Origin of the sequence: Shimia sp., from assembly GCF_022448905.1 — a bacterium.
Lineage (GTDB): Bacteria > Pseudomonadota > Alphaproteobacteria > Rhodobacterales > Rhodobacteraceae > Shimia.
On the sequence record NZ_JAKVCW010000007.1, the window covers coordinates 1 to 20,355 of the forward strand.

The following is a 20,355-nucleotide window of genomic DNA, read 5'->3' on the forward strand; positions in this document are numbered from 1 at the left end:
AACACTCTCTTAGTTCACGCCGCTTTTGGTTCCAAAAACTTTGACGACGGACAGTCACGGACAAGGAGGCCCAGCTGCCCAAAGAACCCGGCTTTCTCTTTGCCAATCTCTGGGCCGTGGACAAATCCGTCCAATCCTGGGCCGGTCTCGCGCCGGACGGCACCACCGCACAAGCCTTTGTTGGCGAAGTGACATTTGCGCCGCTGGAAACACTCACGGCCGGTATATACTCCGCAAGGCCATTTCTGCGACGGGTCCCCTAGAGGGCCGCCATCACCTCATCGATTACTCAGAAACTCAAGGTTGGTGGAAGCCGCAAAGCTCTTTTCGGCAGAGCCGGTGACCGCCATAGCAGAGACCGCCAGCACGGTCAGCGTCACAAACATCATTGCGCGTTTTTGCATCACAAGTCCTCTACTGACACCACTCCCCCGAGTGCCTTCATCGTGGCTGGATTCGGTAAAGCTGGCGTGAAGAAATCCGCCTTTCCTCTCCACAAAAGCAAAGGCCGGCGTGCGATCTCCGCACCCCGGCCTTTGTCAAATCTGTGCGTGTTTGGAACGCCCGTCAGGCAGACTGACGATAATCCTCTTCATAAGCCGTAGAGGACGCACCCCCAACAGAAGACGGACGGAAGCTTGCCACCAGTTCGGCCAACTCGCGGGCCGCTTCTTGCAAGGCCCGGCCTTGCGCGCTGGAGCGGTCCACCAGGCTGGCATTCTGTTGCGTCACGCGGTCCAAATCCATCACACCGGAATTGATCTCGGTGATCGCGGTCGCCTGATCGCGCGAGCTGTCGGCAATCTGCACAGCCAAGCGGCTTACTTCCTGGATTTTGGTGATGATACCCTCGATCGCCTTCCCTGCCTGATCGACAAGGTCCACACCCACTTCCACCTGATCCGCCGATGTGTCGATCAACTCTTTGATCTCATGCGCACTTGTTGCTGACCGCAGCGCCAGAGAGCGCACTTCGGAGGCCACAACCGCAAAGCCGCGACCACTGTCACCAGCCCGTGCCGCCTCAACCCCGGCGTTCAATGCCAACAGGTTGGTCTGGAAGGAGATATCTTCGATCACGCGGTTGATTTCGCTGATCTTACCGGCGCTGTCCTTGATGTCCTGCATCGCATCCACGGCAGACTTCACAATCTCGCCGCCGCGCAGAGCCTCGGCCTTGGTGGCATCCACGGTGTTTTCCACCGACTTGGTTTGATCAGACGCAGTCTGCACCCCATCAGTGATCGAACCAATCGCCGCCGCAGTCTCTTCCAACGTTGCCGCCTGCGCCTCAGTGCGTTTGGCGAGGTTCTGCGTGCCCTCCGCCATCTCGCCGGTCTCGTCCTCGATCTGCGAAATGGTGCCCAACACGCGGCCAATCACATCGTCCAACGCCTCGGCAGTTTTGTTGAAGTCCGCCCGCAGCATCTCATAGTCGCTGCTAAATTCAACGCTAATGCGGTGGCTCAACTGCCCCTGCGCCAGCTGGTTCAACCCGTCGGCCAGCTCATTCACAACTTCGGATTGCTCCCGCGCAGACTCTTTGGCCTGATCTTCCATTGCCTTGTTGGCTTTGATCGTCTCCACAAACTCGCGCACGGCCCGCGCCAACCGGCCCAATTCGTCCTTACGCTCGGTTGACGGCACATCGCTTGCGGTGTCGCCCTCACGCAGCGCCGTGATCCGGGCCACGATCCGCGCCAAGGGACGTGTCACACCAGCCGCGGAGAAGTAGACAATCGCCGACATCACCAGACAGATCACCGCAACCGCAATCAACGACTGCATGTATAGCTCATTCACCACCGCCGCGATCACGCCGTCGTAAAAGCCCATGACCATCTCGGCCACAACTGTGCCGTCGGTGTGGTGGATCGGGAATTTCACATAGGCCACATGATTGGCTTCCAACCGCGCCTCTGCCTCTTCCATCGCCAGGATCTCTGCGATGCCTTCTTCCCAGCCGGTTTGATCGGCGCCTTCCACGGACACTTCCGCGAATTGCTCGCCGTCCACGAACACTTTGGCAAACAAAGCGTTTTCCATCTGGGTCACACCCGCAATCGCGCCCGCGGCGCCATCGGTGTTGAAATCCCATACCGCTGCGGCCACAGGCGGCGCCACAAAGGTCTGCGACAACGCCAATTCACTCTCAAAGGCCTTGATCAGTGTGTTGCTCTGTTTGGTTACCCAAAACACGGTGGTCGCAATGAAGGACACCAAGATACAGGCCACGATCGGCAGCAGCAGCCGCCCCATGATCGACAGCCCAAAGGACCGCTTCTTCTCACCAGTCATTATTCGCTCCGGCCAGACCGTCGCTACATCCTGTAGCGGAGCCTGATTAGGCGCCAGCTTTTTGGCGCAGTTTCAATCTGTTACGCGCTCCCTCCCTGCCAATTGCGCAGACCGGAAGCCTCATCCCCCCAGCCGACGCAACGCCGGATGAGAAACCGTTACCTCTGTGTGTGTCTCTGTGCTTTGACATGGAAACCGCAAATTCGGCCGGCCAAAAGACGCAGAGACGCCTTTAGTTCCTCGGTCAAACTAGACTTGCTGAGTTAATAGAGACTTACGGGGTGCGACAGAAATTCACAGGTGACGCGCTTGGCACTTGACCCTTTGGCCAAGAGCCATTTTTTCGCAACTGCGTGGAGCTAATATCTTGCATAGGCACGTTCACAAAGGCCCAAACCGGGGCATCCTGACGACTCAGCGCGCGGCTGTTGCGCGGATGGAGTTGCGCGCGCCGAAACACTTGCGCCGCCTTGGCTGTGCGCGCCTCGATCCGGTCCCCCGGCCGCGCCAGCACCCCAACGGGCACCCGCGCCATGATGTCCTGCCAGTCTTTCCAGCGGTGAAACTGCGCCAGATTATCCGCGCCCATCAACCAGACAAACCGCGCTTGCAGACATGTGTCCTGCAACACCGCCAGGGTCTCCGCCGTATAGCGCGTGCCGACATGGCTCTCAAAGTCACAGATATGCACGCGCGGATGGTCCATGATCTCCCGCGCCGCCGCCATACGCCGCGCCAGCTTGGCCGGCCCGCGATCTTTGAGCGGATTGCCCGGGCTCACCAGCCACCAGATCTGATCCAGATCGAAGCGCTTCAGCGCCTCTTTGGTGATATGCACATGCCCTGCATGCGGCGGATCAAACGATCCCCCAAGCAGCCCAATCCGCTGGCCGCGCGCAACATATGGCAATCCGTAAGGCACGGGGTTTAGTGGGCTTTTGTGATGGGAAGGTCAACTCTAAGTGCAAACGACAGCTCTATTTAATAGGTCGACCCAGTTTGTCTGATGTTGTGATAATCCAACGACAAAGTTGCCATCCTAGAAACAAAAAACTCCTGTTGGTTCGGCCACAATTTTTGATTATCAAGTTCCAATGAAACATTACCGCGACATGACCAAAAGTGAGCAAGTTCGAGTTGATTTGACCTGCTATATCGCAATTTGCACGATGTTCCTTCTCTTCTCGGACGACCTGCCACAAGGCGACGGCATCGCAGTGGCCAGAGCATCCCTCTTTGTCATGCCGTTCTACATAGCGCACCAATTTTACCTCCTTTGGAGGGAGACGCGGAAGAAAAAGTAAGACTCCTAATTTTTGTTGTCTGCGCCTGTACAACTGGCAATTTCCGCATAATGTCGCCGCGACCAAAATTGGAACTTGGATGCAACGTAAAGCGTGAAAAACGAAAGAAAAGAAGAGGCTCGGCGCGTTGATGATCGTCTTTTTGTGCGCGCTCTGCCTCGCCGGTTTCTATTCGGCATACATTTGGGAAAGTCGGCATGAGACGCACCTTTACAGTGACACGACGATGAAAACAGCTTTCTGGGTAAGTTTGTTTTCGGCAATTTTTCTCATATCCAAAATCCTTCCTGCAATATTTTCAAGGGAAGACTAGCTGGAGGAGCTTTGCACGGGAAATGAACTACCTATCTCGCATTGCAGTTTTTGCAGTCTTTGTGCTGGTTGGCTATTTCGACGATGCGCGCATTAGCGTTTTCGACCTTTTTGGCTTGTTCATGATCGGACTGTGCTTGGTGTTTTATGACCAAAGTCGGAAGTTCCTTGAGCCGTTCATTGGGCCACCGTCATAGGCTAGATTGAGAACCACTTTTGAATTCTAGGGCAAAACAAACATGGCGAAGGGCACTATGATCCGAGGCTTGAAAGCGATCTATCTCATATTGCGGATTGTTCTTTTTGTGATTTCTTTTTTGGGGCCCATAATTTACCTGCTTTTGGGGGCGGACATCGGCCTCAAAGAAGTATCTGCATGTATAGCATATTATGCCGTCATTGGAGTCAACGTGCTTGTTCGACGCACTGAAAGGCGTGCTGAGGACAAATGAATTACCCATCCGTGCCTTTCAACAAAGCGAACGAAAACTCCATGTCCCATGAAACCGCCTCAAACCTTTTCTCGAAGGCAAATTTAGTGAGCTACCTGAGTAACCGCCTACGCCAAACAGGCGGCAAACGAAAAGCGGTAGTTCTTTTTGTGATCTATTTGGGAGGGATTTGCACCCTGCTTTTTACAACTGAAGACACGATGCGAGACACTTATGGGCGCTCCATTGACCACGTGAAGACCGTTACTTTCTGATACATGCACGGTCAACTTTTTGCACAAGTCGTCTCGTGGAAAGTTCAGAAACACACGGATACTACGTTGACCAACATACAACCCATAGCTTAGATTTGACCAGCAGTATCTATCTTGTAACTAGCGAATACCGAAAAAATGCAACCTCCAAAACAAAAACTCCCACAACTACCACTATGGTTGGATTTAACGGTGAGCGCTGTGGTTTATGCTGCTGCATTTTCATATTGGCACTTCATCGCGAGACATATTGAAAACCCTCACTTCTACACCCGTCAACTTTATACAATTGTTTGGCTGTATCCGATACTGTCCTTGGTATATTTTTTGAGGAGGTATTTGAGGAAGTATAAGTAAGTGTTCAGGAATGAGATCCGGCTTCGACAAGCGACAACTAGAAAACACAGAGAATGTCTAAGTTTTCCTACAAAAACCTTCCACCAAAAGAACAGCTGAAAATCGATCTCATCGGCTATGCGCTCGCTTTGATCCTTTACTGCTTACCTTATGTTGGAGTGGACTTCGGAGGCAGCGATAGGTTTCTGCGCATCGCCGTTTTTCTTGGCCCCTTCTACTTAGCTTTTCAGTGCTACCGCGTGTTGCAGCGAAAGTGATTTATCTTTTGGCCTTAGCCAATGCGCGCTCCCAATCAAACGACCAGCACACCAACCTCCATTGCCCCCGCCCCCGCCCTCCGCTATCACACCTCCCAACGTGAATTCTGGCGAACGGAGTCGTCCCAATGGCCTCATATCAGTACGTCTACCATATGCAGGGTGTGTCCAAGACCTACCCCGGCGGCAAAAAGTGCTTTGAAAACATCCACCTGTCCTTCCTTCCGGGCGTGAAAATCGGTGTCGTCGGCGTCAACGGCGCCGGTAAATCGACCCTGATGAAAATCATGGCCGGTCTGGACAAGGACTTCACCGGCGAGGCCTGGGCCGCTGAGGGCGCCAAAGTCGGCTACCTGCCGCAGGAGCCAAAGCTCGACGAAAGCCTCAACGTGCGCGAAAACGTCATGCTGGGCGTGGCCGAGAAAAAGGCCATTCTGGACCGCTACAACGAACTCGCCATGAACTACTCGGACGAAACCGCCGAGGAGATGGCCAAGCTGCAGGACGACATCGACGCCCAGAACCTCTGGGATCTGGACAGCCAGGTCGACATCTCCATGGAAGCCCTGCGCTGCCCGCCCGATGACGCCGCTATCGCCGACCTCTCCGGTGGTGAAAAACGCCGCGTCGCGCTTTGCAAACTGCTGCTTGAAGCGCCTGACATGCTGCTGCTCGATGAACCAACCAACCACCTCGACGCGGAAACCATCGCCTGGCTGCAACAGCACCTGATCGACTACAAGGGCACCATCCTCTGCGTCACCCACGACCGCTACTTCCTCGACGACATCACCGGCTGGATCCTCGAGCTCGACCGCGGCCGCGGCATCCCTTACGAGGGCAACTACTCCGCATGGTTGGAGCAAAAAGCCAAACGTCTGGAGCAGGAAGCCCGCGAAGACAAATCCAAGCAGAAAACGCTGGAGCGCGAACTGGAATGGATGCGTCAGGGCCAAAAAGCCCGTCAGGCCAAGTCCAAAGCCCGTATCGCGGCTTACAACGATCTCGCCAGCCAGTCTGAGCGCGAGAAAATCACCCGCGCGCAGATCGTCATTCCAAACGGGCCGCGTCTTGGTTCCAAAGTCATCGAGGTCAACGGCCTCTCCAAACACTTTGGCGACAAGCAGCTGATCGAAAACCTCGAATTCTCCCTGCCCCCGGGTGGGATTGTCGGCGTGATCGGCCCCAACGGCGCCGGTAAATCCACGCTCTTCAAAATGCTCACCGGTCAGGAACAACCGGACGAAGGCACCGTGGAATACGGCGACACCGTAAAGCTCTCCTACGTCGACCAGTCCCGCGATGACCTGAACGACAAAGACACCGTCTGGGAAGCCATCTCCGGCGGCGCGGAAATCATCGAACTGGGCGACGCCCAAGTGAACTCCCGCGCCTACTGCTCGTCCTTCAACTTCAAAGGCGGCGATCAACAGAAACCGTTGAACCTGCTGTCTGGCGGTGAACGCAACCGTGTGCACATGGCGCGTCTCTTGAAAGAGGGCGGCAACGTCCTCCTGCTCGACGAACCGACCAACGACTTGGACGTGGAAACCCTCCGCGCGTTGGAAGACGCCTTGGTGGATTTTGCCGGCTGCGCCGTGGTCATCTCCCACGACCGCTTCTTCCTCGACCGCATCTGTACTCACATCCTCGCCTTCGAAGGCGACGCCCATGTGGAATGGTTTGAAGGCAACTTTGAGGACTACGAAGAAGACAAGAAACGCCGCCTCGGCCCGGATGCCTTGGAGCCCAAGCGCCTGAAGCATAAGAAGTTTACACGGTAAGTGTTTGACCCCGTCAAACACTTACCGCGCGTGGCAGGGTTTTGGCGCAGCCAGAACCCGTACGCGCCCCGGTGAGACGGCACCCAAACGCTGAGTGACCCAAAACTAAAAACACCCGCGCCCCGCCGCGGGTGTTCTTTTTTCTACAACATCCAAAACTGCCACCCCAAAGCCCGCAAAGCAGGCTTACGCGTCCGACCCGCCCCCACGGGCGGGCGCGTTCGCACCCACCCTCGGTTCGGACGCGATTGGCAAAACATCCAAGCTTTCGAACACCACAACTTGAAGGCGATAACGCCCGTAGTTATGTTTCAGGTCATGACATCACTGAATCGCTTCAAATCGCTGAAATTCTGGCTCAAGCACGCAATATGGTTCGTCCCAACCGCGTATGTCTTAAATTTCATTTATGCCATCTCTTCCGATCAAACGGGGGGCACATTTGGCGACACCTTCGGCGCTGCGAACGCTCTGTTTTCTGGGACCGCCTTGTTGATGCTTGTGTTGGCAGTCACTCTGCAACGCGAAGAGCTTGAGCAGGTGAAAGAAGAACGCAACGATACAAGAGAACTTCTAAAAGGGCAGGAAGAACTTACGGAACTTCAAAAGAAAGCGCTTGAAAAGCAAATTTTTGAACAAACTTTTGGCTCGTTTTTGACCTCAGCGCTTAGCGAGAAAGCAAGACTGGACATAAAACCAGTCGTCAACAACCGGGAAGAGTCCTCACCGTATTTTAACGCAGCGCTGTTTGCCAAGCGCCTGCTTGAGATGGCAGCCAATGACGAAGACCCCTTTAATCAGAATAGCGTAAATGCGGCGGCCTACGTAACCAAATGCTTCATACTCGCTAATATGCTTCTTCACATAGATAATCTTATACGACGCACTTGTCCGGAAGACGAGTTGGTCCACCTTTCCGCATTTTTTGAATCTTTGATTGAAGACGAAATTGCTTACTGCATTGCTTGGTTTGCGTGTAAGGCAAAGCACGAACACCAAGACCAAAAATCGCTCGAAGAGTTTATTGAGAGGTATAAGTTTGAGGGCCGTTTGTCGGCGGCTGCGTGGAGTGGCTACAAAAAACTAATTTCTTAAGCGCACGCAGGCTATTGGGCTGAAAGGCTTGCTTCGCAAGCCGCTGGGCATTGCCCCACTGACCGACAGGGTCGTGCGCAGCAAGATCCCGAGAGGTGACCTCCCCCACGGGAGGGCGATCTTGCACCCGTTGCACCACAAACCACCGCCAGAAGTTTTGGCACACAGCGCCCCAAGCCATGCACCAACCCTCGCCCACCCGAGGTCGTTCGACGCCCAGCCCTCCTACACCAATCATCACACCCCCGCCATCCCACTGTAACACCTCTTAAAACCACCACACCGCGCCCCCATCCTCAGTACACCACCACTCACGAGGATCCCCCCATGCGTCATCTGCTCCCCGCCCTCATCGCCGCGCTCGTCATGGCCGCGCTCATCGCGCTGGACATCGCCCGCCCCCTCGGTGCGCACCCATGGTGGAGCCAAAAAACCCTGCTCGTCGGCGCGCCCATCGGCCTGATCCTCGCCACCCTCGCGGGCCTCAAACTGCGCCCGATCTCGCTCACCGTCACTTTGACCATCACCACAGCCCTAGCATTCGCCACCGCCAAATACGGCCAAACCCAATTCGCCGCCTCCTATGCCGAGGACGCGCTTGCCGGCAAGCTCTGGTATTTCGGCTGGATCGCCACAGGAGCCACCCTTGGCGCGACCTTCACGGCCATCGTCTCAGCCCTCTTCAAAACCCGACGCCCCGACAAACCCAGATAAGTTTTAGCCACCGCCCACAGCAAAGCCCCAACCGTGCCACATTTGCGCCCCATTTCACCCTAGTAATGGTTAACGACATCAACCGGAGACGCAGACATGGCCCTCATCCTCATCTTTGCTGGCAGCATCGCAGGCATCCTGCTTGGTGGCATTCAGATGATGTTTCAGGACGCCTCGGTCTGGACCGCCCTCACCACTTACCTGAGCTTCTCCCTCGGCTTCCCGCTCAGCGCTGGCCTCATTGGCCTCACGCTCACCGCCCTGCGCGGCCGCTTTGCCGAGCAAGACGAGTTTGGCCTCTACAAAGCCTAAACCCTTCACAGTCTGAAAATATCCTGGGGGAGGCCCTGCCCCGCAGGGACGGGGGCAAGGCCCCTAATCCCGCAACCGCGCCGCCAGATGCGCGTCCAGTTGCACCTCCTCGGCAATCTTCATCTGCGCCCAGGTCGCGAGCAACCGATTGATGCGCGCCTAATAGCCCTGCCCCATGGCGCGGTAAAACTTCGCCACCGAACGATCCAGATACAGTGTCACCTTCTCCTTCGGCTCAGCCACATCCAAATCCTGCTCCAGCGTGTGCCACGCCTCCGGTACCGCCTCCCGCAAGGCCTCCGTCACCCAGGTCTCTGACGTCAACACTAACAGGTTGCGCCCCAACGCCTCCCGCGCCATGCGCTGCGCCTTTGTGCCTTTGCTGGCCCGCTGAAACAGCGGCAACTCTTCGCTCTGATCCTCAGACATCCTGCGCCTCCTCAGAACAGACCCTGCCCATCAGAGGTTAAAGCCGCAAAACCCCACCGCCCGCCGCCGTTGCGGAGGCCAAAAAATGCACCTCCGCAAAACAGCCGCGATACAGACGCAATACCGACGTGCAAATCCGCCCTAATTAGCGTGGCGGCCAGGCCGCATCTTCTTCGGGCACAGGCCGCGGTTTGCCATCTTCATCAATCGCCACATAGGTGAACACCGCCTCTGTCACCTTCTCCGAAACACCCCGCCGATGCCGCACCGCCCAGGCCTCGATTTTCACGCCCATAGAGCTGCGCCCCACGCGTTCCACCCAGGCCCAGACGCAAAGCACATCGCCCACTTGCACAGGCCGAATAAACTGCATCGCATCCACCGCCACCGTGGTCACCCGTCCCTTGGCCCGTTGGGCGGCGACAATGCCGCTGGCAATGTCCATCTGGCTCAACACCCAGCCGCCAAAGATGTCGCCATTGATGTTCACATCTGACGGCATCGCCAGCACCCGCAGGGTTGCTTCTCCGTCTGGTTGTGTCTCGTCACTCATGGCGCTTCCTTTCTTGGCTTCCCCCACCCTAACCCTCTGGCGCCGCCGCGAAAAGCTGGTAGAAACCCGCCCCAGAAGGACACGCGCATGACCCAGTTTGACATCATTGTAATTGGCGCAGGCCCCGCCGGCAGCTCTGCGGCCACCTGGGCGGCAAAACAGGGCCGTTCTGTGGCTCTGATCGACAAGGCGACCTTCCCGCGCAACAAACTCTGCGGCGGGCTGTTTACCGAGCGCAGCCGAACCTATTACCACGAGATTTTTGGCCAGGATGTTAACCTCGCCCACGCTGTCACGCGCGAGGAAATTGCCTTCTGGCATGACGGGCGCGAGCTGGCCGTGCTCTCTGACATCCCGCCCTTGCATCTGACCATGCGACTGGATCTCGATGCAGCGATGTTTGCCCATGCGCTGGACGCAGGCGTCGAGGATTTCACCGGACAGGCCATCGCGGAACTCACTGAAACCGCGGTGAAATTGCGCGACGGCACCACACTGACCGCCGCTGTGATCATCGGTGCGGATGGCGTAAACTCAATTGTCGCCAGGCAGCTATTTGGCAAATCCTTTGACACCAAAACCATCGGCTTTGGTCTCGAAATCGAGGCGCCTTTGTCGGCGCAGGACCCAGCGGAGCAGCCTTTGCGCATCGACTTTGCCGCCGCCACCTGGGGCTATGGCTGGTACTTCCCCAAACAAGGCTCCACCACGGTGGGCGTCGGTGGTCTGCGGGCACCAAACCCGGACATGAAAGACCACATGCAGCGCTACATGCGCACGTTGGGCCTGCCCTCTGAAGCCGTGAAAATCAAAGGCCACCACCTGCCATTTGGCGACTTCCGCCCCACCCCGGGGCGCGCCCATATCCTGCTGGCGGGCGACGCCGCTGGGCTGGTGGATCCGATCACCGGAGAAGGCATTGCCTTTGCGATGAAAAGCGGCCAGCTCGCCGCGCAGGCCGCCTGTGACGCGTTCAAAGCCAACGCGCCCCACACCGCCATCAATCTGTATAAAACCGAGCTCAAAGACATGCACCGCAACCTGCGCATCGCCCGCAACCTGCGCCGCATCATCTTTGCACCCCGCTGGCAGAAAGCCTTCATCGGCACCTTCCGCCGCTCCGGCACTGTGCGCATGATGTACATGCGGCTTCTGGCGGGCGAAGTGGAATATCCGGAACTGGCCCGCCGCGTGCTGGCCCGCCTGCCGCGCTACCTGCTCAACGCCCTCAGACGGACGCCTTGACCCACTTCACAATTGCGGCTTTGGGCATCGCGCCGGACTGCCGTGCGCGCTCTTTTCCGTTGGTAAACGCGGCCATGGTTGGAATACCCCGGATGCGATACTTGGCCCCCGCATTTTTATACGCTTCGGTGTTGAGCTTCACCAAGCGCACCGCGCCTTTGACCTCCTGTGCCGCCGCCTGATACTGCGGCGCCATCTGCCGGCACGGCCCACACCACGGCGCCCAGAAATCCACCACCAATGGCACATCATCCGTGCGTACAGCCTTCTCAAAGGTTGCGAGATCAACCTCCGCCACCTTGCCACTCATCAGCCCTTTGCCGCAGGTGCCGCACTTCGGCCCGGCACCCAACTTGTCATATGGCACACGGTTCACCTGGCCACAGTCAAAACAGGTCAGCTTCTTACCGCTCATAAAAAGTCTCCGCCGTCACATTCCGCAATCCACATATGTGGCGCGCTACAAAATTGGAACCCTGCCACCAAAGAAAAGGCCGGGCAAAACCCGGCCTTTCCGCACGCCTGAAACAGATCTTAGTTCAGCGCTTTGTCGGTGATCGCGTGGGTCCACGCGCCTTCCGGCTTCTTGGTGATCACAGGGTCAGAACCACCAGACATCAGGCTGTCCACAGTACGCTCATAATCCGCCACATCGAGCGCGCCGTTGCTGCCTGCGGTCAGCTTGGCAATCTCGCTCATCATGCGCACCTGATGCTCTTCGGTCTGTGCACCGGAGGCATCGTTGTCCAGCACGATCAGCGCCGCCTCTTCCGGGTTCTCTTCCGCCCACTTCCAGCCTTTCATGGACGCACGCACAAAGCGCACCATCTTGTCCTCAAATGCCGGATCGGCCAGCTTCTCTTCCATGACGTACATGCCGTCTTCCAGCGTCGCTACGCCCTGATCTTCATATTTGAACACCACCAGGTCATCTGGGCTCAGACCCGCATCAATGATCTGCCAGTATTCGTTATAGGTCATGGTCGACACACAAGCCGCCTGCCCCTGAAGGATCGGGTCCACGTTGAAGCCCTGCTTCAGAACCGTCACACCACCGTCAGAGCCGTCTGTTGCCAGGCCCAGCTTGCTCATCCAGCTCAGGAACGGATACTCGTTGCCAAAGAACCAAACGCCCAGCGTCTTGCCGGCGAAATCTTCCGGCGAGGTCACGCCGGCGTCCTTGCGGCAGGTCAGCATCATGCCGGAGGATTTGAACGGCTGCGCAATGTTCACCAGCGCGAGACCCTTTTCGCGGGACGCCAAAGCAGATGGCATCCAGTCCAGCACCACATCGGCACCACCACCGGCAATCACCTGCGCCGGGGCAATATCCGGGCCACCCGGCTTGATGGTCACGTTCAGGTCTTCTTCGGCATAAAAGCCTTTGTCCTGCGCCACATAGTAGCCCGCAAACTGGGCCTGCGTGACCCATTTGAGCTGCAAGGTTACGTCATCTGCGGCCTGCGCCACGCTGGCAGCCACGCCCAGCGCCGCTGCTGTCAGAGCTTTCATCATCGTTTTCATTTTGGCTTATCTCCTTGTTGGTTTTAGCTATTTTATAGTTGTCACACCGTCTCTGCGGCGTTTGTTACAAAGCTGAACCCCTTGGGGTAGCTATGAAAATCGTCAAAATCACCTTTGCCAATAGCCACGCCCTGCGCCCGCAGGATCGCGTAGCCCATGTTCAGATGAAAAAAGAAATTTGGCATCCCGTAAAGGGTGATGAAGTCGCAAGCCGGCTGGGTAAGCGTGGCTTCGCCGGCCACATGGGTCACTGCGCGGGTCTCCGCCCCCGCAAAATCCGCGGGCGTCAGGGCCGCAATCTGCGCCCGTACAAACGCCCCGCGCAAGTTTACATCCGCCACCGAACTGGCCTCTGCCAACTCCGGCACCTCCCGTCCCAAAAACGGAAACAGACTGCGCAACACATAGCCCTGCGCAATCGCAAAGTTCTCCAGCGCCGTGAAACTCTCCGGCGTCAACCGCCCTTCCAACGCTTCCGGCGTGGCCTGTGCCATCAGGTACGCGATGCGCTCCAGATAGTGCTCAAACACACGCACGTAAGAGTGGAAAGACGTGTCGCTCATCGCGATTTCCTCTGTGAGGGATGCCAGAAGGTCACAGACTTCTCAAGCAAGGCCACACCGCCGTAAAACAGCGAGCCTGCCAAGGCTGCGACCACAATCTCCGCCCAAACCATATCCAGCGCAAGCCGACCAACCTCTGTCGAGATCCGGAAGCCCATGCCTTTGATCGGACTGCCAAAAAATTCAGCAACGATCGCCCCGATCAAGGCCAGCGTGGTGGAGATTTTCAATCCATTGAAGATAAACGGCATCGCCGCAGGCAGCCGCAGTTTCATCAACGTCTGACCATAGCTGGACGCATAGGTCCGCATCAGATCCCGCTGCATATGATCCGTCGCTTGCAGGCCTTCCACCGTGTTCACCAACATCGGAAAGAACACCATGACCACAACCACGGCGGCCTTGGATTGCCAGTCAAAGCCAAACCACATCACCATGATCGGTGCCATGCCAATGATCGGCAGCGCGGCGACAAAGTTGCCCACCGGCAGCAAGCCCCGTTGCAAAAACGGGAAACGGTCAATCACCAGCGCGGTCAGGAAAGCTGCACCACAGCCCAGAATGTACCCAGACATCGCGCCTTTGATCACCGTCTGCACAAAGTCTTCCCACAGGATCGGGATCGACGTGGCAAACTTCAGCGCAATCGCCGTGGGCGCAGGCAGAAGCACCGGGTTGATCTCAAACCCGCGCACCGCGCATTCCCAAAGCACCACAATGGTCAGACCAAATATCACTGGCACCGCCAACGCGCTAAACTGCGTCCGCGGACGATGGGACAGGTAAGAATTCACCCGCCAGCCCACCAGCCACGCAACTAGTCCAAAAACAATCCAACCCATCACGCCATCCCCATCCGTTTGAGAACCACTTTCTGGATCACGCCAATGATCGCCACCAGTGCCGCCGCAAGGGCCGCTGCCGTGATCAACGCGCTCCAGATCTGGATCGTCTGTCCATAGTAACTGCCTGCCAGCAACCGCGCGCCCAATCCGGCCACAGCCCCCGTCGGCAATTCCCCCACAATGGCCCCCACCAGCGAGGCCGCCATGGCCACCTTCAACGAGGGGAACAGGAACGGCATCGAGCTTGGCAAACGTAGTTTCCAGAACTCCTGGCCTTTGGTAGCGCTCCAGGTCTTCATCTGATCGACCATCATATGATCCGGGCTGCGCAGGCCTTTCACCATGCCGACAACCACCGGGAAGAAGCTGAGATACATGGAAATCACCGCTTTGGGCAGCAGGCCGGAAATGCCAATCGCGTTTAAAACCACAATAATCATCGGCGCAATCGCCAGGATCGGAATGGTCTGACTGGCAATCACCCAGGGCATGACGCTCATGTCCATGGTGCGGTTGTAAACAATCCCCACCGACAGAGCGACGCCCAACCCCGTGCCCAGCGCAAAGCCCAAAAGGGTCGCGGAGAGCGTGATCCAGCTGTGATAAATCAGGCTGCGCTTGGAAAATGCGCGACCTTTGGCGACCATCTCGCCGGTGGTTTTCCAAATTTCCTTGCCCACCTGATGCGGTGCCGGAAGCTTGGGTTTCTTTTGCTGCATCGTGTCGGCCACCATCTCAGAGAAGGTGATCTCCACATTGGCGCGTTTGGCTTTGTCATAGGCCCAAGGCGCATTGAGCGCGACGGCCCCCGCATACCACAGCACAAAGATCGCAGCGACAACGGTCAGGATCGGTCCGATATTCCTCATGCCCGCCACTCCATCCGCACTTCACGCACCGTGTTTGGTGGCTCCGCGTCATGACGACTAACCTCTTCAAACCCTTCACGTTTGTAGAACTTCTGCGCCCGCTCATTTGGTTCATGCGTCGTCAGCCAGACAAAGTCACGCCCTGCTTTCGATTTATCCATCAACGCCTTGCCCACACCAGCGCCCGTGGTCTTGCAGTACAGGCCACCAACACGCGACACGCTCGGATCAAACGACAGGTAGCCCTCAATCGGCTCACCCGCGACCCAAATCTCACGCTCCGGCATCGCCTCGCGAATAAACCCAGCAATCTCTTCGGGACCATAAGGCGACTCCATCCAATCCGTGGCCGCCTCCCAGTCACAGACGATCTGCGCCATTGCAGGCACATCCGCCTCCACCGCCAGTCTCACGGCAACCTCAGTCATCGCCATGCCCCGCACGCAGACCATCCCGCACGCGATGTGCAATTTCGATGAACTCAGGGCTGTCGCGAATGTCCAGCGGCCGCTCTTTGGGCAATGTGCTTTCAATCACATCATGTATGCGCCCCGGACGGGGGCTCATCACCACAATCTTTGTGCTCAAATACACCGCTTCCGGGATCGAGTGTGTCACAAAGCCAATGGTCTTATTGGTCCGCGCCCACAGCTCCAAAAGCTGCTCATTGAGGTGATCGCGCACAATCTCATCCAGCGCACCAAACGGCTCATCCATCAACAGAATGTCGGCCTGAAACGCCAACGCCCGCGCAATCGACGCCCTCTGCTGCATCCCGCCAGACAACTGCCAGGGATACTTATTCTCAAACCCTTCCAGATGCACCAGCTCCAGCACTTCCTTCACGGACTTGTCCTGCTCGGCTTTATCAACGCCCATGATCTCCAACGGCAGGCGAATGTTGCCACCTATGGTGCGCCACGGGTACAGCCCCGCATGCTGGAACACATAGCCATAAGCCCGCGCCTTACGCGCCTCTGCCGGGCTCACCCCATTGACGGTGATCTCCCCCGCTGCGGGCTGTTCCAGATCGGCCATACAGCGCAGGAATGTGGTCTTGCCACAGCCCGACGGCCCGATGAAGGAGACAAAATCCCCTTTGTTGATCTCAAGGTTGATGTCCTTGAGCGCATGCACCGGCCCATCGTTGGTCTGAAACGTCAGGCTCAGGTTCTTGGCGCTGATCACGCTTGACACACCGCTCTCCACTTCTCTGATAGTCTTATTGTTTTTGTCCACTGCGGGAAGGAGCCCCCATGTCGACCCCCATGCCCACCACCTGTCAAAAGCTGCGCCTTGGCGAGACTTATGACGGCAAACAAGGGTTTAGTTATTTTCAAGGCATTGCGCGCGAAACCACCGGAGCGCAGGGCATTTGTATGCACCTCCTGCGCATCCCGCCCGGCGGCCGCGCCAAAGCCCATCTGCACGAAAGCCATGAAACCGCGATTTACGTGCTCGAAGGCAATGCCGTGATGTATTGGGGCGAACAGCTGGAGCACTTTATGTGCACCGATCCGGGTGATCTGGTCTACATCCCCGCCGGCGTGCCGCATTTGCCGATCAACACCGGCGAGGTTGAGGCGGTTGCTGTGATCGCCCGCACCGACCCGCACGAACAAGAAAGCGTGCGCCTCCTGCCCGAACTTGAAGATTTGGTACCAACCTGAAGCGCCACGCTCAATTCTTGAGTACAGCCCTCGTCCGCGGGTGGGGGCAAAGCCCCCGCCCATGGGAGCGGTCGGGGGCTGCCCGGCCAAAGGCCGGGCCATGTCTTCAACAACCTGCATCACGAGGCCACTTTTTTCTTCGAGTATGTGAAGCCCCAGCGTCCTCATGACGTGACCTCAGCAGCAGACAAGGCCCGGCTGCGACGCCAGATACGTACCATGATCACCCCAAGGCAAAGTACAGCTGCAGGGCCAACCATATATAGATAAACCCGATCCACTATGCCGCCTGCACTGTCGCAATTGGCGATGATCTGGCCTTCGCCACCCTCGCTCGGCGAAGGCGGTACATAGACCGGGTCTTCATTGCAATAGGCGATGCCACGGGCAATGTTTTGAACAAGATACAAAATGGCAGCAATGCCCACACCCATAGCTGCATAGAGATGCAACCATCGGTCAGCGGCCCACATGATGCCCCAGATAAGAGCAACAGTAACCGCTGAAAAACCGATCAAAGCTATGAGCATCACGCCTAGCATCACACCCCCGTCGCCGGAATACCGGACCGCTGTACAGGCTGCGGCGAGGTCAGCTCTTTCCAGGTGGACAGCGCCTTGTTCACCGTGGTGTTGGCCTCGCGCGCCACAAACTGGCCGTGGCCTCCCTGCGTGCGAATTTCACCGTCATGCACCGCCACCTGACCACGGGTCAGCGTAAAGCGTGGCAGACCTTTGACCTCATGACCTTCAAAGACGTTGTAATCAATCGAGGACTGCTGGCTGCCTGCCGTGATGGTCTTAGACTTCTCCGGATCCCACACCACAAGGTCTGCATCCGCGCCCACCAAAACGGCACCCTTCTTCGGGTAGCAGTTCAAGATTTTGGCAATGTTGGTCGAGGTCACAGCCACAAACTCATTCATCGTCAACCGGCCGGTGTTCACCCCATGGGTCCAGAGCATCGGCATCCGATCCTCAAGCCCGCCGGTCCCATTCGGAATTTGACTGAAGTCTTTAAGACCAAAGCGTTTCTGCTCCGTGGTAAAGGCACAGTGATCGGTGGCCACCACACTCAGCGAGCCAGATTGCAGACCGGCCCACAGGCTGTCCTGATGCTTCTGATTTCGGAACGGCGGCGACATCACACGGCGCGCAGCATGGTCCCAATCCGGGTTGAAATACTCGCTCTCATCCAGCGTCAGGTGCTGGATCAGCGGCTCACCCCAGACGCGTTTGCCCTGCATGCGCGCCCGGCGAATGGCCTCATGCGCCTCTTCACAGGAGGTGTGCACCACGTAAAGTGGTACGCCCGCCATATCGGCAATCATGATCGCCCGGTTGGTGGCTTCCCCTTCAACCTGCGACGGACGAGAATAGGCATGCGCCTCCGGCCCGGTGTTGCCCTCGGCCAGCAGCTTCGCGGTCATTTCCGCCACCACATCGCCGTTCTCGGCATGCACCATAGCAATCCCGCCCAGCTCTGCCAGACGGTTGAACGAGGCAAACAGCTCGTCGTCATTCACCATCAACGCGCCTTTATAGGCGAGGAAGTGCTTAAACGTGTTGATGCCGCGCTGCTCGATCACGGTTTTCATATCGTTGAAAACCTGCTCGCCCCACCAGGTCACCGCCATGTGGAAGGAGTAGTCACAGTTCGCGCGGGTCGATTTGTTGTCCCACCGCTTGATCGCGTCCAACAGGCTCTCGCCCTGGTTCGGCAGACAGAAATCCACCACCATCGTGGTGCCGCCCGCAAGACCAGCCCGCGTGCCGCTTTCAAAATCATCGCTTGAATAGGTGCCCATAAACGGCATCTCAAGGTGCACGTGTGGGTCAATCCCGCCCGGCATCACGTAACAGCCGGTCGCATCCAGCGTCTCGTCGCCTTTGAGGCCTTTGCCAATCTCAATGATCTGCCCGTTCTCAATCAGCACATCCGCCTCATAAGACAAATCCGCCGTCACCACGGTGCCGTTCTTAATGACTTTTGTCGCCATATCGTTTTCTCCCTGCTTGCGCCTGCGCGCACTATCCGAATTTTCGGTCTTTGATGCTGCCGAGCACTGAAACTAAAGCAACCTTCTCCAGATCAGCCGAGCAAGCCATCCCCCGAGAGTGGCCCCTATTAAGACCGGGGCGAAGTAGATGGGCCCAGCATAAGGCGCCAAAGGCCCGCTTTGCTCAACGATAAGCCAGCCGATGATTGCTCCAACAGCAACTCCCAAGCTAACAACGATGACGCGGACCACTGGCTTACTCCACAACTTCCGCTGTCTCGAGCACCGCGTGCAACATCACATCCGTGCCTGCGCTCGCCCACTCTTTGGAAATCTCTTCCGCCTCATTGTGGCTCAGCCCGTCCACACAAGGACACATGATCATCGCGGTCGGCGCCACATCATTGATCCAGCAGGCATCATGCCCCGCGCCGGAGACAATATCCATGTGGCTATAGCCCAGACGCTCCGCCGCTTCGCGCACCGCGCCCACGCAGGTCTCGTCAAAGGCGGGCGGATCAAACTGGCCGACAATCTCCCAGTCCAGACCCACTTCGATCTCTTCACAAAGCTGCGGCGCCTTCTCAGCAAACTCCGCCAACATCGCGTCAATCACCTCTTGCAGGTGGCTGCGGAAATCGATGGTGAAGACCACCTTGCCCGGAATGATGTTGCGCGAGTTTGGATAGACATCCACATGCCCAATCGCGCCTACCGCATTGGGCTGATGCTTCATCGCAATTTCATGCACCAGCTCGGTGATCCGCGCCAAGCCGCGCCCAGCGTTCTTGCGCATCCGCATCGGTGTGGAACCCGTATGGCTTTCTTTACCCGTCACGGTACACTCAATCCAGCGCAGGCCCTGACCATGGGTCACAACCCCGATGTCCTTGCCTTCCGCTTCCAGAATAGGCCCCTGCTCGATGTGCAGCTCAAACATCGCGTGCATCTTGCGGGCGCCAACCTCTTCGTCGCCAACCCAGCCAATCCGCTTCAGCTCATCCCCAAACTTCTTGCCCTCAGCATCGACGCGATCATAGGCCCAATCCTGCGTGTGCCGCCCGGTGAACACACCGGATGCCAGCATCGCTGGCGCATAGCGCGTGCCCTCTTCGTTGGTCCAGTTGGTGACCACAATCGGGTGTTTGGTCTTGATGCCCAGATCATTCATCGAGCGCACAACTTCCAGCCCGCCAAGCACACCCAGCACGCCGTCATACTTGCCGCCGGTTGGCTGCGTGTCGAGATGGCTGCCCATATAGACCGGCAGCGCGTCGGGGTCCTCACCTGGGCGGGTGGCAAACATATTGCCCATCGTGTCCACGCCCATGGTCATGCCCGCGGCCTCACACCACGACTGGAACAGCGCGCGGCCTTCCGCATCTTCATCGGTCAATGTCTGGCGGTTGTTACCACCGGCGATACCGGGGCCAATTTTGGCCATTTCCATCAGGCTGTCCCACAGCCGATCCGCGTTCACCTTAAGGTTCTCACCCGGTGCACCCATAGCATCTACTCC

Annotated in this window: 23 protein-coding genes; 8 read left to right on the forward strand and 15 right to left on the reverse strand. The window is 57.5% G+C overall.

Annotated features, from left to right (window positions below):
* The first annotated feature begins 116 nt into the window (after nucleotides 1-116).
* The gene (locus MK208_RS09730) at nucleotides 117-263 is read left to right on the forward strand and encodes a hypothetical protein (RefSeq protein ID WP_294116265.1); all 147 of its coding nucleotides are present in this window, start codon (nucleotides 117-119) and stop codon (nucleotides 261-263) included.
* Between the two features lie 15 nt (nucleotides 264-278).
* Here MK208_RS09730 and MK208_RS09735 read toward each other — a convergent pair whose 3' ends face one another.
* The 3 genes from MK208_RS09735 to MK208_RS09745 form a co-directional block, all read right to left on the reverse strand.
* A complete protein-coding gene (locus MK208_RS09735) occupies nucleotides 279-404 on the reverse strand; it encodes a hypothetical protein (RefSeq protein WP_294116266.1) in 126 nt (41 codons plus the stop codon).
* A 163-nt stretch (nucleotides 405-567) separates the two neighbouring features.
* Nucleotides 568-2,298: a HAMP domain-containing methyl-accepting chemotaxis protein gene (locus tag MK208_RS09740; protein ID WP_294116267.1), complete on the reverse strand. Its 1,731-nt coding sequence runs from the start codon at nucleotides 2,296-2,298 to the stop codon at nucleotides 568-570.
* Between the two features lie 274 nt (nucleotides 2,299-2,572).
* Nucleotides 2,573-3,220, reverse strand: coding sequence for a nicotinate-nucleotide adenylyltransferase (locus tag MK208_RS09745; protein ID WP_294116268.1), 648 nt, complete (start codon nucleotides 3,218-3,220; stop codon nucleotides 2,573-2,575).
* A 1,810-nt stretch (nucleotides 3,221-5,030) separates the two neighbouring features.
* Here MK208_RS09745 and MK208_RS09750 point away from each other — a divergent pair.
* The 5 genes from MK208_RS09750 to MK208_RS09770 all read left to right on the forward strand — a co-directional run bounded on the left by MK208_RS09750 (nucleotide 5,031) and on the right by MK208_RS09770 (nucleotide 9,139).
* The gene (locus tag MK208_RS09750) at nucleotides 5,031-5,234 is read left to right on the forward strand and encodes a hypothetical protein (protein ID WP_294116269.1); all 204 of its coding nucleotides are present in this window, start codon (nucleotides 5,031-5,033) and stop codon (nucleotides 5,232-5,234) included.
* A gap of 128 nt (nucleotides 5,235-5,362) precedes the next feature.
* On the forward strand, nucleotides 5,363-7,018 hold the full coding sequence (ettA, locus tag MK208_RS09755; protein ID WP_294116270.1) for an energy-dependent translational throttle protein EttA: 1,656 nt from the start codon (nucleotides 5,363-5,365) through the stop codon (nucleotides 7,016-7,018).
* Between the two features lie 318 nt (nucleotides 7,019-7,336).
* Nucleotides 7,337-8,113, forward strand: a complete 777-nt coding sequence (locus MK208_RS09760; RefSeq protein WP_294116271.1) for a hypothetical protein — start codon at nucleotides 7,337-7,339, stop codon at nucleotides 8,111-8,113.
* A gap of 327 nt (nucleotides 8,114-8,440) precedes the next feature.
* On the forward strand, nucleotides 8,441-8,827 hold the full coding sequence (locus MK208_RS09765) for a hypothetical protein (protein WP_294116273.1): 387 nt from the start codon (nucleotides 8,441-8,443) through the stop codon (nucleotides 8,825-8,827).
* Between the two features lie 96 nt (nucleotides 8,828-8,923).
* Nucleotides 8,924-9,139, forward strand: a complete 216-nt coding sequence (locus MK208_RS09770; RefSeq protein ID WP_294116274.1) for a hypothetical protein — start codon at nucleotides 8,924-8,926, stop codon at nucleotides 9,137-9,139.
* A 159-nt stretch (nucleotides 9,140-9,298) separates the two neighbouring features.
* On the opposite strand, the gene MK208_RS09775 is transcribed toward MK208_RS09770, so the two are convergent.
* Both MK208_RS09775 and MK208_RS09780 read right to left on the reverse strand, forming a co-directional pair.
* On the reverse strand, nucleotides 9,299-9,568 hold the full coding sequence (locus MK208_RS09775) for a BrnA antitoxin family protein (RefSeq protein WP_294116275.1): 270 nt from the start codon (nucleotides 9,566-9,568) through the stop codon (nucleotides 9,299-9,301).
* 145 nt (nucleotides 9,569-9,713) lie between these two features.
* Nucleotides 9,714-10,121 (reverse strand): acyl-CoA thioesterase, encoded by a 408-nt coding sequence (locus tag MK208_RS09780; RefSeq protein ID WP_294116276.1) that lies wholly within the window; start codon nucleotides 10,119-10,121, stop codon nucleotides 9,714-9,716.
* Between the two features lie 87 nt (nucleotides 10,122-10,208).
* Between MK208_RS09780 and MK208_RS09785 the strand changes: the two genes are divergently transcribed.
* Nucleotides 10,209-11,366 carry a geranylgeranyl reductase family protein gene (locus MK208_RS09785; RefSeq protein WP_294116277.1) on the forward strand — a complete coding sequence of 386 codons (1,158 nt, stop codon included), beginning with the start codon at nucleotides 10,209-10,211 and terminating at the stop codon, nucleotides 11,364-11,366.
* Here MK208_RS09785 and trxC read toward each other — a convergent pair.
* The 7 genes from trxC to MK208_RS09820 all read right to left on the reverse strand — a co-directional run bounded on the left by trxC (nucleotide 11,350) and on the right by MK208_RS09820 (nucleotide 16,364).
* Nucleotides 11,350-11,781: a thioredoxin TrxC gene (trxC, locus tag MK208_RS09790; protein WP_294116278.1), complete on the reverse strand. Its 432-nt coding sequence runs from the start codon at nucleotides 11,779-11,781 to the stop codon at nucleotides 11,350-11,352. The two genes, MK208_RS09785 and trxC, sit on opposite strands and share 17 nt — an antisense overlap.
* Nucleotides 11,782-11,900: 119 nt before the next feature.
* Complete coding sequence (locus MK208_RS09795; protein WP_294116544.1) at nucleotides 11,901-12,881, reverse strand: ABC transporter substrate-binding protein; 981 nt, start codon at nucleotides 12,879-12,881, stop codon at nucleotides 11,901-11,903.
* A 50-nt stretch (nucleotides 12,882-12,931) separates the two neighbouring features.
* Nucleotides 12,932-13,453 (reverse strand): DUF1993 family protein, encoded by a 522-nt coding sequence (locus tag MK208_RS09800; RefSeq protein WP_294116279.1) that lies wholly within the window; start codon nucleotides 13,451-13,453, stop codon nucleotides 12,932-12,934.
* Nucleotides 13,450-14,295, reverse strand: a complete 846-nt coding sequence (locus tag MK208_RS09805; protein ID WP_294116281.1) for an ABC transporter permease — start codon at nucleotides 14,293-14,295, stop codon at nucleotides 13,450-13,452. Before MK208_RS09805 ends, MK208_RS09800 begins: the two co-directional genes overlap by 4 nt.
* Nucleotides 14,295-15,167: an ABC transporter permease gene (locus MK208_RS09810; protein ID WP_294116282.1), complete on the reverse strand. Its 873-nt coding sequence runs from the start codon at nucleotides 15,165-15,167 to the stop codon at nucleotides 14,295-14,297. The genes MK208_RS09805 and MK208_RS09810 overlap by 1 nt, the downstream gene beginning before the upstream one ends.
* Nucleotides 15,164-15,601, reverse strand: a complete 438-nt coding sequence (locus tag MK208_RS09815; RefSeq protein ID WP_294116284.1) for a GNAT family N-acetyltransferase — start codon at nucleotides 15,599-15,601, stop codon at nucleotides 15,164-15,166. Before MK208_RS09815 ends, MK208_RS09810 begins: the two co-directional genes overlap by 4 nt.
* The gene (locus MK208_RS09820) at nucleotides 15,588-16,364 is read right to left on the reverse strand and encodes an ABC transporter ATP-binding protein (RefSeq protein ID WP_294116286.1); all 777 of its coding nucleotides are present in this window, start codon (nucleotides 16,362-16,364) and stop codon (nucleotides 15,588-15,590) included. Before MK208_RS09820 ends, MK208_RS09815 begins: the two co-directional genes overlap by 14 nt.
* Nucleotides 16,365-16,423: 59 nt before the next feature.
* On the opposite strand from MK208_RS09820, the gene MK208_RS09825 reads away from it, so the two are divergent.
* On the forward strand, nucleotides 16,424-16,837 hold the full coding sequence (locus tag MK208_RS09825) for a cupin domain-containing protein (RefSeq protein ID WP_294116287.1): 414 nt from the start codon (nucleotides 16,424-16,426) through the stop codon (nucleotides 16,835-16,837).
* Between the two features lie 164 nt (nucleotides 16,838-17,001).
* On the opposite strand, the gene MK208_RS09830 is transcribed toward MK208_RS09825, so the two are convergent.
* The 3 genes from MK208_RS09830 to MK208_RS09840 form a co-directional block, all read right to left on the reverse strand.
* Nucleotides 17,002-17,379, reverse strand: a complete 378-nt coding sequence (locus tag MK208_RS09830) for a hypothetical protein (RefSeq protein WP_294116288.1) — start codon at nucleotides 17,377-17,379, stop codon at nucleotides 17,002-17,004.
* Nucleotides 17,379-18,836: a dihydropyrimidinase gene (gene hydA / locus MK208_RS09835; protein ID WP_294116289.1), complete on the reverse strand. Its 1,458-nt coding sequence runs from the start codon at nucleotides 18,834-18,836 to the stop codon at nucleotides 17,379-17,381. Before hydA ends, MK208_RS09830 begins: the two co-directional genes overlap by 1 nt.
* 256 nt (nucleotides 18,837-19,092) lie before the next feature.
* Nucleotides 19,093-20,343: a Zn-dependent hydrolase gene (locus MK208_RS09840; RefSeq protein ID WP_294116290.1), complete on the reverse strand. Its 1,251-nt coding sequence runs from the start codon at nucleotides 20,341-20,343 to the stop codon at nucleotides 19,093-19,095.
* Nucleotides 20,344-20,355 lie beyond the last annotated feature (12 nt).